The sequence below is a fragment of the Sphingomonas nostoxanthinifaciens genome, from assembly GCF_019930585.1.
Taxonomy (GTDB): Bacteria; Pseudomonadota; Alphaproteobacteria; order Sphingomonadales; family Sphingomonadaceae; genus Sphingomonas_I; species Sphingomonas_I nostoxanthinifaciens.
Window position 1 is genome coordinate 789,667 of the sequence record NZ_CP082839.1, and the last position, 15,482, is coordinate 805,148.

General features: G+C 62.4%; 11 protein-coding genes and 1 pseudogene. 4 read left to right on the forward strand and 8 right to left on the reverse strand.

The window, feature by feature from the left end; all coding sequences use genetic code 11:
- The first annotated feature begins 114 nt into the window (after positions 1-114).
- On the forward strand, positions 115-2,892 hold the full coding sequence (locus tag K8P63_RS03595) for a sensor domain-containing protein (RefSeq protein ID WP_223798509.1): 2,778 nt from the start codon (positions 115-117) through the stop codon (positions 2,890-2,892).
- Positions 2,893-3,531: 639 nt separating this feature from the next.
- On the opposite strand, the gene K8P63_RS03600 is transcribed toward K8P63_RS03595, so the two are convergent.
- Entirely contained in the window at positions 3,532-4,647 is a 1,116-nt protein-coding gene (locus K8P63_RS03600; protein WP_223798510.1) for an alkene reductase, read from the reverse strand.
- A 71-nt stretch (positions 4,648-4,718) separates the two neighbouring features.
- The gene (locus tag K8P63_RS03605) at positions 4,719-5,396 is read right to left on the reverse strand and encodes a peroxiredoxin-like family protein (protein ID WP_223798511.1); all 678 of its coding nucleotides are present in this window, start codon (positions 5,394-5,396) and stop codon (positions 4,719-4,721) included.
- 160 nt (positions 5,397-5,556) lie between these two features.
- Here K8P63_RS03605 and K8P63_RS03610 point away from each other — a divergent pair, with 160 nt between their 5' ends.
- The 3 genes from K8P63_RS03610 (at position 5,557) to istB (ending at position 8,850) form a co-directional block, all read left to right on the forward strand.
- The gene (locus K8P63_RS03610; RefSeq protein WP_223798512.1) at positions 5,557-6,441 is read left to right on the forward strand and encodes a LysR family transcriptional regulator; all 885 of its coding nucleotides are present in this window, start codon (positions 5,557-5,559) and stop codon (positions 6,439-6,441) included.
- Between the two features lie 176 nt (positions 6,442-6,617).
- Entirely contained in the window at positions 6,618-8,183 is a 1,566-nt protein-coding gene (gene istA, locus K8P63_RS03615) for an IS21 family transposase (RefSeq protein WP_223796967.1), read from the forward strand.
- Positions 8,116-8,850 carry an IS21-like element helper ATPase IstB gene (istB, locus tag K8P63_RS03620; RefSeq protein WP_223796966.1) on the forward strand — a complete coding sequence of 245 codons (735 nt, stop codon included), beginning with the start codon at positions 8,116-8,118 and terminating at the stop codon, positions 8,848-8,850. Before istA ends, istB begins: the two co-directional genes overlap by 68 nt.
- Before the next feature lie 205 nt (positions 8,851-9,055).
- On the opposite strand, the pseudogene K8P63_RS03625 reads toward istB, so the two are convergent.
- The 6 genes and pseudogenes from K8P63_RS03625 to K8P63_RS03650 all read right to left on the reverse strand — a co-directional run.
- Positions 9,056-9,628: pseudogene (locus tag K8P63_RS03625) on the reverse strand (CoA transferase); the annotation flags it as partial.
- Positions 9,628-10,632, reverse strand: a complete 1,005-nt coding sequence (locus tag K8P63_RS03630) for an NADP-dependent oxidoreductase (RefSeq protein ID WP_223798513.1) — start codon at positions 10,630-10,632, stop codon at positions 9,628-9,630. The pseudogene K8P63_RS03625 and the gene K8P63_RS03630, both read right to left, overlap by 1 nt.
- Before the next feature lie 74 nt (positions 10,633-10,706).
- The gene (locus K8P63_RS03635; RefSeq protein ID WP_223798514.1) at positions 10,707-11,759 is read right to left on the reverse strand and encodes a fumarylacetoacetate hydrolase family protein; all 1,053 of its coding nucleotides are present in this window, start codon (positions 11,757-11,759) and stop codon (positions 10,707-10,709) included.
- A 40-nt stretch (positions 11,760-11,799) separates the two neighbouring features.
- A complete protein-coding gene (locus K8P63_RS03640) occupies positions 11,800-12,582 on the reverse strand; it encodes an SDR family NAD(P)-dependent oxidoreductase (RefSeq protein ID WP_223798515.1) in 783 nt (260 codons plus the stop codon).
- Positions 12,579-13,616 (reverse strand): SMP-30/gluconolactonase/LRE family protein, encoded by a 1,038-nt coding sequence (locus K8P63_RS03645; protein WP_223798516.1) that lies wholly within the window; start codon positions 13,614-13,616, stop codon positions 12,579-12,581. The genes K8P63_RS03640 and K8P63_RS03645 overlap by 4 nt, the downstream gene beginning before the upstream one ends.
- Positions 13,606-15,216 (reverse strand): long-chain fatty acid--CoA ligase, encoded by a 1,611-nt coding sequence (locus K8P63_RS03650; protein WP_263282679.1) that lies wholly within the window; start codon positions 15,214-15,216, stop codon positions 13,606-13,608. Before K8P63_RS03650 ends, K8P63_RS03645 begins: the two co-directional genes overlap by 11 nt.
- Between the last annotated feature and the right edge of the window lie 266 nt (positions 15,217-15,482).

Below are 15,482 nucleotides of genomic sequence, written 5' to 3' on the forward strand. Positions count from 1 at the left end.
AGGATAGTGACAGAATAAGACTGTCAAATGGTTATCGCAAAGAAAAGACGCCGCGGACTGTCAGGAGTTTGCCTCCGCAGTAGCGGCGTCGCCGGTCTGGCGAGGAGCAATTCGGTGGCCGAGCACTTGAACTCAACGGGGAGTAGTGAGGGGGCAGATGCGCCCAAGTGCGACACCGTGGGAGAATTGGACCGCTTCGAGCAGACATTCTGGCGATCCGAAGTGGCGTTTGCCCATAAGCTCGACCCGCTCGCTTCCGAGATTCCGGACGACAAGGTGTTTAGGATGCTGGCCGACAACATTCCGACGCTTTGCTGGATCGCTAACGGTGATGGCTATATCGTCTGGTACAATCGACGCTGGCACGAATACTGCGGTACCACACCCAAGGATATGGAGGGCTGGGGCTGGAAGGCGGTTCACGATCCCGAGCTTCTCCCCAGCGTAATGAGCGCCTGGACTGACGCGATCGCTACCGCTCAGCCTTTCGAGATGACCTTTCCTCTGTTGGGAAAGGACGGCGTCTTCCGGCCATTCCTGACCCGAATCCAACCGGTTCGGGATTCCTCCGGTGCGGTCGCTCGCTGGTTTGGGGTGAATACGGAGATCACGGCGCAGAAGAGCGCGGAGAAGGCGCTGTCGAGCGAGCGGGACCTGCTACGTGCCTTTCTGGATGCCATCCCCGGTGTCCTCTACGCCAAGGATCAGGCAGGACGAATGCGTGCTGCCAACAACGGCACGTCCGATCTGATCGGCAAGCCGCAATCCTTCTTCATCGGCAAAACCGACGCGGAATATCTCGACGATAAGGAACAAGCCGCCGTCATCATGGAGAATGATCGGAGGATCATGGCATCCGGCGTCGCCGAGCAGATCGAGGAAGAGGTTCGCAAGCCGGATGGCGAGCCGGCGATATGGCTTTCCAGCAAAACGCCCTGGCGAAACGCAGCCGGCGAGGTGATCGGCGTCATCGGATCGTCCTTGGACATCACCAGTCGCAGGAAAACGGAGGATAGGCTTGCGCGGATCAACGCGGAACTCGAGTTGCGCAACATCATCCTTCAAATGATCGCACACGGCGAGGCATTGACGGCGATTGCCGATCGTCTGTGTCGTGAGGTGGAGCGCATTTTCCCGGACGTGCTCTGTTCAGTGCTCAGCGTCGATCCGGCCGGCAAAGTGCATCCGATTGGTGGTCCAAGTCTGCCGAACGGCTTTGCACAAGCCCTTGATGGTCAAGCGATCGGACCGGATTGCGGTACCTGCGGCACCGCCGCGTACCTGAACAGTCCTGTTGTTACGATCGACATCTCGACCGACCAACGCTGGGCGAAGTATCGGGATTTCGGCATATCGGGCGAGCTTCAGGCATGCTGGTCCAGTCCCATCCCCAATGGAAAAGGCCAGGTCGTAGGCACGTTCGCGTTCTATTACCGAGAACAGCGCGGGCCTTCGTTCTTCGAACAGGACATTGTTAGAACTCTTGTCAGTCTTTGCGCCATCGCTCTGGAGCACGACAGGTGGCAAGCCGAAAAAGAATACAAGGCCAATGTCGATCAGCTCACCGGTCTTCGCAATCGGGCATCATTCGATGCATCGCTTGTTTTATTGCAAGATGCCGATTGGACATCTTGGGGCCTGTTGATTGTCGACTTGGACAATCTCAAGTTCGTAAACGATACATTTGGCCATAAGGCTGGTGATTGTCTCTTGCGGGTAGTTGCCAAGCGGCTCGGCGCACTTTCTCATGCTGATCGAGCGTATCGTCTGGGAGGAGATGAGTTCGCCATCATCGCAGACTTCTCAAGTGCCAGAGGCGATCTCGACGCCGTCGCCACCGCAGTGTTCGAGGCTCTTGCTGCACCGTGCAACTGTGAAGGCCATACGGTCTTACCGCGCGCGACAATCGGGGGGGCGGTGCCCTCCGACCGTACCGAAAGCCCGGAGCAAGTCAGGCAAAATGCGGATTTTGCTTTATATCATGCCAAGGAAAGCGGGCGTGGACTCTTCGAGCGCTACCACCCGGGCATCCGCACGAAGATCATGAGACGGCTCGCAGCGATCAGAGACGTTGACATTGCGCTTGATGAGGGCCGAATCCACGCCTTTTACCAGCCTGTCGTCCGCCTCGACACGCGGGAGATCGTTGGCTTTGAGGCCCTGTGCCGAATGACGGTGGGGGACAGGATCGTCTCCGCCGCTGAGTTTCATGAAGCCACAACCGATGTGCATGTCGCCGCCAGGCTGACCGGTCACATGATGGACTTAGTCGCAGCGGATATACGTCGCTGGCTCGACATGGGAATTCCTTTCCAGCATGTTGGTATCAACGTCTCTTCGGCTGACATCAGCGGCGGCAATGTCTGCGATCGTCTCATTAAGACGTTCGGAAGGGCAGATGTCCCCTTCGATCACGTGATTATTGAGGTCACCGAGTCCGTTTATATGGGAGGACGGGATCAGAACGTCGCCAATACGTTGAAGCAGCTGCGTGACAAAGGTGTTCGCGTCGCCCTCGATGACTTCGGTACCGGCTTTGCTTCGCTAACCCACCTAATGACCGTTCCCGTCGACATTCTCAAGATCGACAAGTCTTTTGTCGATCGTTTGACGCCAGGAGACGCTGGAGAAGTTATCATCGAAGGCGTCAATCGCATCGCAACGCAACTCGGCATCCGCGTGATCGCCGAAGGCATTGAGACCGAGGTGCAGGCCAGCCATGTCGAGCAGATCGGCTGCGCGCTCGGCCAGGGCTACTTGTTTTCCCGTGCCGTCGACCGTGACGCGGCGACGGCACTACTCTTGGCAAATGCGCAGTATATCCCTCGCGGGTCTGCGTCGAAGTATGACCCGGGCCGTGAACCGGCTCGAGGAAGAAGCGCGGATCGGTAAGGCCGAGCTTCTTCTGTTCCGGTTCCGCAGATCGAGCACATCGTGCTCCACGACCCGGCTATCTGCCGTTCACCCGCGTCATGGCTCTCAACCTTTTTGCTGTACCTAATGGTCCTCTGCCCTCGTCATGTTTGTCGAATGCGCTTCCGTTGTATGCTTCGTGTGCCGTGGAACAGCCGCCAAGCCGACGGCTGAATGAATGGCGGAAGTCGAAAAGCTTGATAATTCGGCTGAGCGTCGAATTCTGGGTCTTTGCTGACTTGAAGCTGCCGGGCAGCTTGCGTTAGAGTTTCGGACGCCGTGAGGCGTCGGAAAGTCGTCGGTGCCCGAACCCGCGGGCACCGACTGAACCCGCCGTTTGGCGAGGCCGCTACGGATGGCAGATTTGTCCCAACATAAGCCGTTTCCGGCTGACCGGCTCGGGTCGCTCAAGCGGTCAATCCTCTTGCATGAACAAGCGGCAGGTTTCGGGCAGCGGAATGTGTGCGTGAACGACCGGAAATGGGTCTTGTCGGCGCGCGACCGGTTGCAGCGGGGCCGATAAATCTCACCCTTCCTATGCCTCAGGCTTCAGCCTCAAGGGGAATGTTTAGCCGGCCATCCGCAGGACCGCGCAAATGGCTGCGCCGCTCAGGCAACCTATCTACTGACTTCCATTGAAGCCGCCGGATAGTCCCCGTAGCCCCTGCGATCGCCCCCGTAGAAGGTGCTCCGGTCATAAGGGTTGAGCGGAGAGCCGAGGCGCAATCTTTCCGGGAGATCCGGGTTCGAGACGAAGTGTCGACCAAAGGCGACCAGATCGGCATGACCGGCTGACAGGATCCGCTCCGCGCTTTCGGCGGTGAAGCCGCCCGCCGCTACGATCGGCCCATTGAATACCTTGCGCAGTTGCTCGGCGGCGAGAACCGGCGTGCCGGGATCGACATCCTCGATGCCCCGGATTCGCGGCTCTATCAGGTGCAGATAGGCCAGGCCGAAGCGGTTGAGCACGTTTGCAACATAACCAAACGTCGCGGCCGGATCGCTGTCCGCCATATTGCCGAACGTCCCGCTGGGCGCCAGCCGAACGGCAACCCGGTCGCCGCCCCACACCGAGATGAGCGCTTCCACAACTTCCAGAAGGAACCGTGCCCTGTTTTCCACGGGACCGCCGTAAGCATCCTCGCGCGTGTTGCTGTTGTCCTGCAGGAATTGGTCTGGAAGATAGCCATTGGCGGCGTGCAGTTCGACGCCGTCGAAGCCCGCCCGCTGCGCTCGCTCCGCCGCTTGTCGAAACTCTTCGACCACGCCGGCGATCTCGCCAATCTTGAGCGCGAGTGGCATCACCTGCTCGGCCTCGACCCATCGGCCCGTTTGATTCTTGACGATCGCCTTTTCGTGGGAGCGGATCGCCGACGGGGCGATCGGCTGCTTTCCCCCCATGTTAACGGGATGCGCCTGTCGCCCGCCATGCCAGAGTTGCAGGAAAATGGTCGCGCCGTTGGCGTGGACCGCGTCGGTTACGCGGCGCCAGCCTTCTTCCTGCGCGTCGGTGTAGATGCCGGGGGCGCCGGCATAGACGATGCCGCCGACCGAGACCGGCGTGGCCTCCGCGATCATGAATCCGCCGGGGGAGGACCGCTGCGTATAATATTCAACCATCAGATCGCCGGGCACGTCGCCGGGGCCGGAGCGCATTCGGGTCAGCGGGGCGAGCACCACCCGGTGGGCAAGGGTGTAGGGGCCGACGTTGGTCGGCGTGAACAGAAGAGACATGGCTTGGACACCTTTGGAGGCACCCGATCCCCACCCATTGGTGGGTGAGGATCGCGGGCAAGATATGCTCGTCAGGCAGGCAGCCTGGCGAGGCTGCGCAGGGCTGGCAGCAGCTCTTCGGGATCGGGGCGAACCGTGTAATCCGGGTTCACCTCGGCATAGGCGATCACGCCATCCTGCCCGATCAGGAAGCGGGCCGGCATCGGCAGCGTCCAGCTCGCGTCGCCGTTGACGACGGCGAGGTCGTTCTTGAACACGTTCTTGTAAAGATCCTGCAGATAATCCGGCAGGGTGAAGCGCAGGCCGAAACTGTCGGCGACGGCGTTGTGCGTGTCCGAGAGGATCGGGAAGCTCAGCTTGTTGTCGCGCATCGATCGGCGGCTGTTCGGGGCCGTTTGTGGCGAGATCGCCACGAGGTTGGCATCGAGTTCCCGGAACGCCGGCAGAGCGGCTTCCAGCGCCTGCAGATCCATGTTGCAATAGGGACACCAGACGCCGCGATAGAAGGTCACCACCAGCGGCCCCTTCGCCAGCAGTTCGTCCGACGATACGGCATTGCCAGCGGGATCGTTGAGGACGAACGATGGGGCAACGTCTCCGGCTTTCCTGGCATTCGCGGCGGCACCCGAGGCGACAAGTTCGTCGGTCGCACGATGCATGGGTTCATGGATCCAGTCAGGCGCATTGTAGGGGGGGCCGCCGGCCTCGAAGTTGGCCTTGAACTCTGCAAGCTTTTCACGAAGGCCCATGATCTGTCTCCTCGTCGGGCGCTCCCGGGGCCGCCACGCCGGCGCGCCGGGCCGGGAGACCGTCTCCCGTCGTGCGAGGAATTAGCCATGCGAATTCAGCGCTAGAAGAATGGCGCTGTGCATAATATCCATGCTCAGCAGGAATAAGTAGGAGATGAGTGTGGACCGCTACCAGGCCATGGCGACGTTCGTGCGGGTTGTGGAGACGGGCTCCTTCTCCGCCGCCGCAAGGCAGCTCAACGTCGGCCAGCCCTCCGTCTCGAAGATGATCGCCCAACTCGAGGACTGGTTGCAGGTCGCCTTACTGATCCGTTCGACACGACGGCTGAGCCCGACGGAGGCGGGACATCTTTTCTACGAGAGGGCACGAGCCGCCATAGAGGAAGCGGACGAGGCCGTACTGGCCGCGCGCGGTGCCGGCGCCGGGCTGGCCGGCTGCCTTCGCATATCGGCGGCAACCACATTCGCCCGGCTCCATCTGGTGCCGCTATTGCCCAAATTTCTTGCCGAGCATCCTGGTTTGGAGATCGAGGTGATACTGGACGACCGGGTCATCGATCATGTCGCCGAGGGGATCGATCTGTCATTTCGGATGGGGCCGATGCCCGATTCCGCCGCCGTCGCGCGCAAGGTCGCCAGCGGTCATCTCTATGTCGTCGCCACGCCGGCCTATTTCGATCAAAAAGGTCGTCCCCAGCATCCGGCTGATCTCGCGGCGCACGACGCGATCATCTACACGCAGCTTCTAACCACATGGTCGTTCGAGCGTGATGGCACTCACACCTCGATCGCGATGCGAGGACGCGTGCGGATGAGCGCTGCGGAAGGCGTTCGCGAAGCCGTGCTGGCCGATATGGGGCTCTCCATCGCGTCGACCTGGATGTTCTCGCCCGAACTCGCGAACGGCACCGTCGAGCGGGTTCTGTCGGACTGGTTCATCCGTGATGTGGACGTCTGGGCCGTCTTCCCTGCTGGTCGCATGCCGACGGCAAAAGCCCGTCAATTCGCAGCCTTGGCCGAAGAGGCATTGAATCGACGTGGCTAACGCGATTCGCATAATTCCGAGCGCTAGACCTGTCTGAACGAAAGGCCTTTTGGCGTCGCCAGGGTGTGAATCGGCCTGCAATGTTGACCCCGTTCGGGGCTGATCGGCGTGCAAAATTGACCCCCCTGAACTGAGCGGTTCACGCCCGGCGCTTTGCGCAGGAGCGGTCGGGGAGAATGCTGGTCGTGGAGACGGTGGCGCGCATCCGGCGCGAGTTCTACGTCAAGGGTAAGAGCATCAAGGAGATCGTGCGCGACCTGCGGGTGTCGCGGAACACGGTGCGCAAGGTGCTGCGGTCCGGCGAGACGGACTTCTCCTACGAGCGGACGGTGCAGCCGCTGCCGAAGCTTGGGCCATGGTCGGCGGATCTCGAGCGGCTGCTGGAGGCCAACGAGCGCAAGCAGCGGCGCGAGCGCCTGACGCTGGTCCGGGTGTACGAGGAGCTTCAGGGGCTAGGCTACCGTGGCGGCTACGATGCCGTTCGCCGCTATGCCACGGCATGGCAGCGTGAGCGGTCGGCGGTCACGGCGGCGGCCTACGTGCCGCTGAGCTTTGCGCCGGGCGAGGCCTACCAGTTCGACTGGAGCCATGAGGTCGTCGTCATGGCGGGCGTGACGACGACGGTGAAGGTCGCGCACATGCGGCTCTGCCACAGTCGGATGTTCTTCGTGCGGGCCTACCCGCGCGAGAGCCAGGAGATGGTGTTCGACGCCCACGACCGGGCGTTCGCCTTCTTCGGCGGCGCCTGTCAGCGCGGCATCTACGACAACATGAAGACCGCGGTGGACGCCATCTTCGTCGGTCGTGAGCGGCGCTACAACCGGCGCTTCCAGCAGATGTGCGGCCACTACCTGGTCGAGCCGGTGGCATGCACGCCGGCATCGGGCTGGGAGAAGGGGCAGGTCGAGAACCAGGTCGGGCTGGTGCGCGAGCGCTTCTTCACGCCGCGGCTGCGCTTCAGGAGCTACGACGAGCTCAACGCCTGGCTGCTCGACCGCTGCACCGTCCATGCCCAGCGTGCCGCGCATCCCGAGCTCAGGGACTGCACGGTCCAGCAGGTGTTCGAGGCGGCCGACCGGCCTGCGCTCATCGCCTACCGCGGACCCTTTGACGGCTTCCACGCCCTGCCAGCGGCGGTGTCGAAGACGCTGCTGGTCCGCTTCGACTACAATAAATACTCGGTGCACGCGAAGGCGGCGGGGCGCCCGGTCGAGGTGCACGCCTATGCCGAGCGCATCGTCATCCGGCAGGAGGGCGAGGTCGTCGGCGAGCATGCCCGGCGCTTCGGCCGCGACCAGACGGTCTACGACCCGTGGCACTATGTGCCCGTCCTGGCACGCAAGCCCGGCGCGTTGAGGAACGGCGCCCCCTTCAAGGACTGGCCGCTGCCGGTGGCGCTGGAACGCGTCAGGCGGAGGCTGGCGGGCCATGCCGACGGCGACCGCCAGATGGTGGGCATCCTGGCGGCGGTGACGACGGACGGGCTGGATGCCGTTGAGGCGGCCTGTGCCGAGGCGCTCGCCGGCGGCACCGTCAGCCGCGACGTCGTGCTCAACGTGCTCACCCGCCAGCGCCAGACCGCCGCTCCCGCCACCATCGCCACGCCCGAGGCTCTGCGGCTCGGCCGCGAGCCCGTCGCCGACTGCGCCCGCTACGACAGCCTGAGGAGGTCCTATGGAACGTCACGCCATCCTGGAGATGATGGGAACGCTGAAGCTCGTCGGCATGCGCCATGCCTATGACGAGGTCGTCGCCGATGCCGTGAAGCGGCAGCACTCCGCTCAGCGCGTCGTCGGCGACCTGCTCAAGGCCGAGATAGACGAGAAGCAGGCCCGCTCCATCCGCTACCAGATGACGACCGCCAAGCTGCCGCTCGCCAAGGAGCTCGCCGACTTCGACTTCGCCGGCACCGGCATCAACGAAGGCCTGGTCCGCGATCTCGGCACGGGTGCCTTCCTCGAGGCGCAGCGCAACGTCGTGCTGGTCGGCGGCACCGGGACGGGCAAGACGCATCTCGCCATCGCCATGGGGCGTGCCTGCGTCCGGGCCGGAGCGAGGGTCCGCTTCTACAACACCGTCGACCTCGTGAACCAGCTCGAGGCCGAGGCCCGTGCCGGGCGCCCTGGGCGCATCGCCGACCACCTGTCGCGGCTCGACCTCGTCATCCTCGACGAGCTTGGCTACCTGCCCTTCGCGCTCTCGGGCGGCCAGCTGCTCTTCCACCTCGTCAGCAAGCTCTACGAACGGACCTCAGTGGTGGTGACGACCAACCTTGCCTTCGGCGAGTGGCCCACGGTCTTCGGCGACGCCAAGATGACGACCGCGCTCCTCGACCGGCTCACCCACCACTGTGACATCGTCGAGACCGGCAACGAGAGCTGGCGCTTCAAGAACCGCGAAGCCGCCTGAAACCCTTCCCCCGGACCCCCATCCCCCGGGTTGACCCGGTGGGTCCACAGGCACCTCCCACGGCCGTCACCGCCTGCGCTCGTGGCGGCGCGCGGCGCCGGCCGTGGGGCCCTCCTGTGGACTACCGGGACAACCCGGCTGCCCATCAGAAAAGGGGGTCAAAGTTGCACGCCGATACGGGGTCAACTTCCCGAGCCGATTGACAATCGACGACCTGACCCTCGCCCGATCGCCCTCGCTCCCACAACGCGCTCAAGATCCCGACCGCGAGGAACATGGAGCCGCCGCCAAAGTCGCCGACAAGGTTCAACGGCACGGTCGCCGGCGCCCCCGGTCTGCCGATCGCCGCCAGCGCACCAGACAGCGCGATATAGTTGATGTCGTGCCCGGCCGTGAATGCCAAGGGACCGTCCTGCCCCCAGCCTGTCATCCGGCCATAGATCAGACGCGGATTGCGCGCGCGCATCACTTCAGGGCCGAGTCCCAAGCGCTCCATGACACCCGGACGAAAGCCTTCGATCACCACGTCAGCCTGGTCGCTCGCGTCGAGGCAGAATGTCCGCCCTTCAGCACTACGAATATCAACAACCGCGGCGGCACGCCCCCGGTCCACGACCGGATTGGGCCAACCATTTCCACCTTCGCGATCGATACGGAGGACATCAGCCCCCATGTCTGACAGGAGCATCGCGCAATGCGGCCCAGGCCCAATGCCGGCAAACTCAATTACACGAAGTCCAGCCAGCGGACCGGATGCGGAGGGGGCCAGATCCGACATCAGACTAACCGGATCAGTCGCTTGCCAAGGTTGCGCCCTTCGTACAGGTCGGCGATCGCGCCCGGGCAGTTTTCGATCCCATCCACGATCTCCTCACGGTACTTCAACTTCCCTTCGCGTACCCATTGCGCGAGCCGAGCGCCGGCTGGTTGGAACTCGTCCATATAGTCCAGCACCACGAAGCCTCCGATTTGCGCGCGTCGCGTCATGACGATGCGCTCGATGCGCGGACCCGTGGGGACTGGGTTCCAGGATGACACGGAGGCTGTACCGCAGGTGACGACGCGAGCGTGAAGCGCGAGATTCCGATAGACGGTATCGCTGATCGGACCCGCCGTATTGTCGAAATAGACGTTCGCGCCCTGCGGACAGACGTTCGCCAGAGCTTGATCGAGTCCAGGCGCCTGATAGTCGATCGCCACGTCATAACCAAACTCGTCACGACAGATGGCGAGTTTCTCCGCCCCGCCGGTTATGCCCACCGTTCGGCAACCGAGCAGCTTGGCAATTTGGCCTACGGCCGATCCAACGGCACCTGCGGCGGTCGAGACCACGACCGTGTCTCCTGCAGTGGGCCGCGCGACCTTTTCCAGGCCGAGGAGCGCGGTGACGCCGTTGAGGCCGAGTACGCCCAAGGCGAGCGATGGGGACAGGTCCCGGTCCTCGACCTTGCGGATCACCGCATCTGGCGTCGTAGCGGCGAACTGCTGCCATCCGAACCATCCCATCACGCGCTCACCCGCCGCAAAGGCGGGCGCGTTGCTCTCGACGACCTCTCCAACCGCGAGCGATCGCATCACCGATCCGATCGCGATTGGTTGAGAATAGTTGCTGGTATCGGCCAGCCAGCCCCGCATGGCGGGATCGACAGAGAGGAAGAGGTTACGAATTAGTATTTCGCCTGCCCCGGCGAAGGGCATATTGCCGTCGACGAGCTCGAAATGTTCGGCCTGCGGGATGCAGGTCGGACGGCCCCTTACTATGATCTGACGATTACCGGGCATGCGCAGAAGTCTCCTTGCTCAACAGGCGCCCTGCATCTTCGCGCCGCCGGTGCCGCCCCCAACCTTGCTCCGGGTCATGCGGTCACCGCGGGTCCGCCGGTGACATTGTGCGGCATGACGGCAATGCGCCGCACACCTTCGCGCGCGGTGGCCAGGAAGCGCGTTCGGAGAACGCCGATCTTCTCCATCTCCAGTTCCACCACATCGCCATCGGCGATGACGTGCCCGGTCTCGATGGTGCATCCGTCGCCAACCGTGCCCGATCCGAAGATGTCGCCTGGCTCAAGCGTTTCCGATTGAGAGATGTAGGCGATGAGTTCCTCGAACCGCCAATTCATCTCCGATGAAGATGCGGTAACGAACACTTCGCCGTTTAGACGGGCCGTCATGGCGAGGCGATAAGGGTCTCCGATTTCGTCCGCCGTGACGAGGAACGGACCCATCGGCTTGGAATTGTCGAAATCCTTGCCTTTGCCCGGCCCCATCTGCCCCGGCATTGCACGCGCTTGCTCGTCCCGCGCGGACAGGTCGTTGAAGATCATGTAGCCGAAAATGTGGCTCCGCGCGTCAGCGACGCTGATATCCTTGCCGCCTTTGCCGACGACGCAGGCAAATTCGAATTCGAAATCCATTTTGTCGCTGTAGGCCGGCCAGTGAACGTCGGTGTCTGTCGCGCACACGTTGGCGGGGTTAACGCGGTAATAAAGCGGATTCTCATACCAGGCGTCGGGCACGCGAAGGATGCCCTTGCGCTCCATCATCGCCATATAAGCGAGCGGATCATCCGCCAGGCTGGCCCGTAGCTTTCTTATGCCGTCATAGGCCTGGATCATGTGCTTCTCGAACGCGAGAAAGTCGCGGATTTGTACAGGGCGCGGTATCGGTGCGAGCAGCCGGACATCGTCGAGCGCGATCAGGTGGCCTACATCCGCCTGCCTAACGATTTCGCGAATATCGGCGAGCGCCGTGTCGCCTGCCTCCACGATAGCCTGGATGCTAGCAAGATGATCGGGCGCCCAGCCTAGCTGAGTGACGGCACCCGCGACGATATCGATCAGCGCACAGCCATCGTCGGTGACGACGCCGGGTGTTGCCTGGCCATCCTTTACAAATGTTGCCAGTTTCAAAGCGGCTCTCCGGTCTTGCAATGCATGGTGATAAACGTGGTCAATGGGCCTCGACCGGACCGGCGCCGCCATATGCGACCCAACCGCCATCGACAGGCAACGTCACGCCCGTGATGTAACTTGACCAGTCGGACAGAAGGAACGCCGTGGCGCGCGCGATCTCGAGCGGGGAACCCAGCCGGCCCATCGGCGTGCGATCGATGAGGAGGCCCTCGTCAAGCTTCCCTTCCGCGATCAAGCGGTCCGTCATCGGCGTTCTGATAAAGCCCGGTGCCACTGCATTGATGCGCACCCCGCTCAGCGACCATTCGCAAGCGAGGTTCTTCGCCATCATCGCGACCGCAGTCTTGGCAGGGCCGTAGGCGTGACGCCGGGGGCTGCCGATCAATCCGCGGATGGACGACATCGCCACGATTGAACCGCGCTGCTGGGGCACCATGATCCGGGCGGCGGCGCGGCAAGCAAGGAAAGTCCCGCGCAGAGTAACATCAACGATGTGCTGCCATTCGTCGATATCGATGTCGAACGCTTTGGCGACGCGGTCGCTGATGCCTGCGCAGTGGACCAGCCCGTCCAGGCCGCCCGCTGCGACCGCCGCTTTGGCGACCATCGCGTCGCAATCCTCCTCCCGTGTCACGTCGCCCCCCGCGCTCGCGACAGCGCCAAGCTCGCGAGCGATCCCGGCCAGCATCGCCTCGTCGCGATCCATCAGGATGAGGACCGCCTGCTCCTCCGCCAGCACCCTGGCTGTCTCCAGCCCGATACCACTCGCCGCCCCGGTTACGAGAACACGCTTGCCGGCCAATCCCAGGCTGTTCGTCATCGGCTGCCCTCCAGCGCCCGCTCATTCCAGTGAACCGGCGCCGCCCCTGCTACGGGCGAGCGGAAAAACGGAATTGTTGTGCCCCTAAGGCTGCCGATATAGACGTCGCGCAGATCTGGCCCCCCAAAGGTGACGCTTGCCATCCAAGGCGCCACCGTGCCCCCGCAGGCAAGCATCAGCTCGGGCGTGATCCGTTCCTCGGCATAGGCCTGAAGCAACTGCCGTCCGGCCTCGGAATCGCGGTCGTCGTCGAGAATGATCCGGAGATCGCCCGCCGGCGTGATAGCGAAGATCCGATCGGTGAAGATGTGCGTGCCCCAAAGATTGCCGAAACTGTCGAAGGCGATGCCGTCGATCATGCGACCGTGATTTTCCGGACCGTAGGTCTCTCGGCCGTGGAGCGTGCCATCGGCTCCGACGCGGAATCGGACCACCCGCATCCCGCACGTTTCCACGACGTAGAGCCACTCCTCTGTCGCATCGAAGCGGATCTCATTTGTGAAATGGAGGCCGTCCGCAACAATGCGGATGCCCCTTTCGTCCGCAAGCGCGATGTAACCATCTCGTACCGAAGGGGTCATCGATCTGGGCAGGTCAGGGAGCCGCGTCGAAACGGTGAGCCACAATCGGTCGCGGCTGTCGCGAAGGACGAAGTTAACGCGACCGAGCGGCCGACCATCGATATTGTCGTAGAGAACTTCGCTCTCGCCACTCCGCTTCATCAGTTCGAGCCGGTCCGTACCGAAATTGGCGATCAGGATGTCTCCGTTGCGAGCGAACGCCATGCCGTTGGGCAACGTCTCGTTGACGATCCGGGCGAATTGTTCAGCAGCAGTCGCCGGGACTGAATCGCCCTGCGCGATCAGCGTTTGCTGGCCATCAGCAGAAATCCTTACCACCCCACCCCGCGCATCGGCCGACCAAAGCGTACCATCGGGCTCCGCCAAGATGCATTCCGGACGCTGAAGATCGTGGCCGATCGACTTGAGACTCGCCGGATCGACTTCGAACCCGTCGATAGGATTAGCCCGCATGTATTGCTCCTTGATTGGCCGCGAGGGAGGTCGCGTAAATTTCACGCAGGCGTTTCTTGTCGACCTTGCCGGTCGCAGTCAGCGGCATGTCTCCAAGAAGGATGTTATCGGGCATCCACCACCGGATGATGCGCTCCGACAGGAACGCCCTGATCTCATCGGGGGTCACGGCGGCGCCGGCATGCGGCTCGATGACGAGCAGCGGCCGCTCCTCCCACTTCGGATGGAAAATTCCGATGACGCCCGCGAAGCGCACGCCCGGGCAAGCGGTTGCTGCATTTTCGATGTCGATCGAGCTGATCCACTCGCCGCCGGATTTGATGACATCCTTGGCGCGATCGGTGATGCGCAGGAAACCGAAGCAGTCGAGCGTGGCGATATCGCCCGTATCGAGCCAGCCATCGGCATCCGCTCCCGGTGCATCGCTTTTGAAGTATCGTTCCATGACCCAAGGACCGCGCACCAGAAGCCTGCCGGCGCTCTGACCGTCTCGAGCCACCTCGGCCCCGGCGTCATCGACGATCTTGAGCTCGATGCCGAACTGTAACCTGCCTTGGCGAGTCAAAAGGATTTCGTCCCGTTGCTCCTCGCCCAGTTCCGTCAATTGCGGTGTCGGCGTCGCCACGACGCCAAGCGGGCTGGTCTCCGTCATGCCCCAAAGCTGGCGGACTTTTACCCCGTAGCGCTGCTGGAAAGTCTCCGCCATCGCGCGCGGGACGGCCGAACCGCCAATCACCAGTCGTTCGAGCGAGCCCGTCGATTTGCCGGTCTGTTCGAGATGCGCGAGGTACATCGTCCAGATGGTCGGGACGCCTCCGCTGAAGGTGACGCCTTCTTGCGTGATCAATTCGTCAAGGCTGGTTCCGTCCATACGATCGCATGGGAGGACTAACTTGCAGCCGTTGATCGGCGCCATATACGGCAAGCCCCAGGCCGTACCGTGATACATGGAACTGCAGGGCATAACACAATCGAAAGCTGACAAAGCCAGTGCGCCGCTCAAGCCCCCAGCCATCGCATGGAGCGTGACCGACCGGTGCGAATAGAGCACGCCTTTCGGGTCGCCAGTGGTTCCCGAGGTATAGCAAAGAATAGCGGCGCTGTTTTCGTCAAACGCCCGCCAGCAATGCTCTATCGGAAAAGTCTCGATCAAGTCCTCGTAGCTCTGCGCTGCGATGTTGCCCGGGTCGAGCCGCGCCGCGTCGACTAACATGATGTAGTGGCGGATGTTAGGCAGCCGCTCAGCCAAGCGCTGAACTACATCTAGGAAGCTTCGTTCAAAGAACAGTACGACACTTCCGGCATGATTGATCGTGTACGCTATCTGGTCATCGTGCAGTCGTGGATTGGCCGTGTGAAGAACGGCCTGGATGCCTGGGACGGCATAAAACAATTCGAAATGGCGGTGAGTATTCCACGCCAGGGACGTGACCCGATCGCCGGGGGCAACTCCCAAATGCAATAGCATATTAGCCGTTTTGGCGACGCGAGCAGCGCAGGAGTCATAGTCGTAGCGCCACAGCGGCTCCTCGATAAGCCGCGATACTATCTCGCGGCTTCCGTGAGCGGAGGCGGCATAGGAAAGGATGCCGCTGATCATGAGCGGTCGCTCCTGCATCAAACCCCGCACTAATCCCCCTCCTGACTCGCTTATCTGATAACTGTACGTACGTTCCTATATATTGTAAACAGGAATTTGCGCGCGGCTGCGTCCAGGCAGCGCCCATACTGAAGACTTGGGCGGGGATAGCCCACGCGGTTATGCCAGAGGAGGGGGCTCGATCGAATCCGCTTGACAACCGACTCCGCACCAACAATTAGGAACGTACGTACGGTTGTTTTGGCTACTGCTAAGCGGCCGATAAA

Bases quoted from the DNA above. Each gene is read 5' to 3' on its own strand.
- K8P63_RS03650 (WP_263282679.1), bottom strand. From the start codon at position 15,216: ATGATCAGCGGCATCCTTTCCTATGCCGCCTCCGCTCACGGAAGCCGC.
- K8P63_RS03645 (WP_223798516.1), bottom strand. From the start codon at position 13,616: ATGCGGGCTAATCCTATCGACGGGTTCGAAGTCGATCCGGCGAGTCTC.
- K8P63_RS03630 (WP_223798513.1), bottom strand. From the start codon at position 10,632: ATGCCCGGTAATCGTCAGATCATAGTAAGGGGCCGTCCGACCTGCATC.
- K8P63_RS03640 (WP_223798515.1), bottom strand. From the start codon at position 12,582: ATGACGAACAGCCTGGGATTGGCCGGCAAGCGTGTTCTCGTAACCGGG.
- K8P63_RS03605 (WP_223798511.1), bottom strand. From the start codon at position 5,396: ATGGGCCTTCGTGAAAAGCTTGCAGAGTTCAAGGCCAACTTCGAGGCC.
- K8P63_RS03600 (WP_223798510.1), bottom strand. From the start codon at position 4,647: ATGTCTCTTCTGTTCACGCCGACCAACGTCGGCCCCTACACCCTTGCC.
- istB (WP_223796966.1), top strand. From the start codon at position 8,116: ATGGAACGTCACGCCATCCTGGAGATGATGGGAACGCTGAAGCTCGTC.
- istA (WP_223796967.1), top strand. From the start codon at position 6,618: ATGCTGGTCGTGGAGACGGTGGCGCGCATCCGGCGCGAGTTCTACGTC.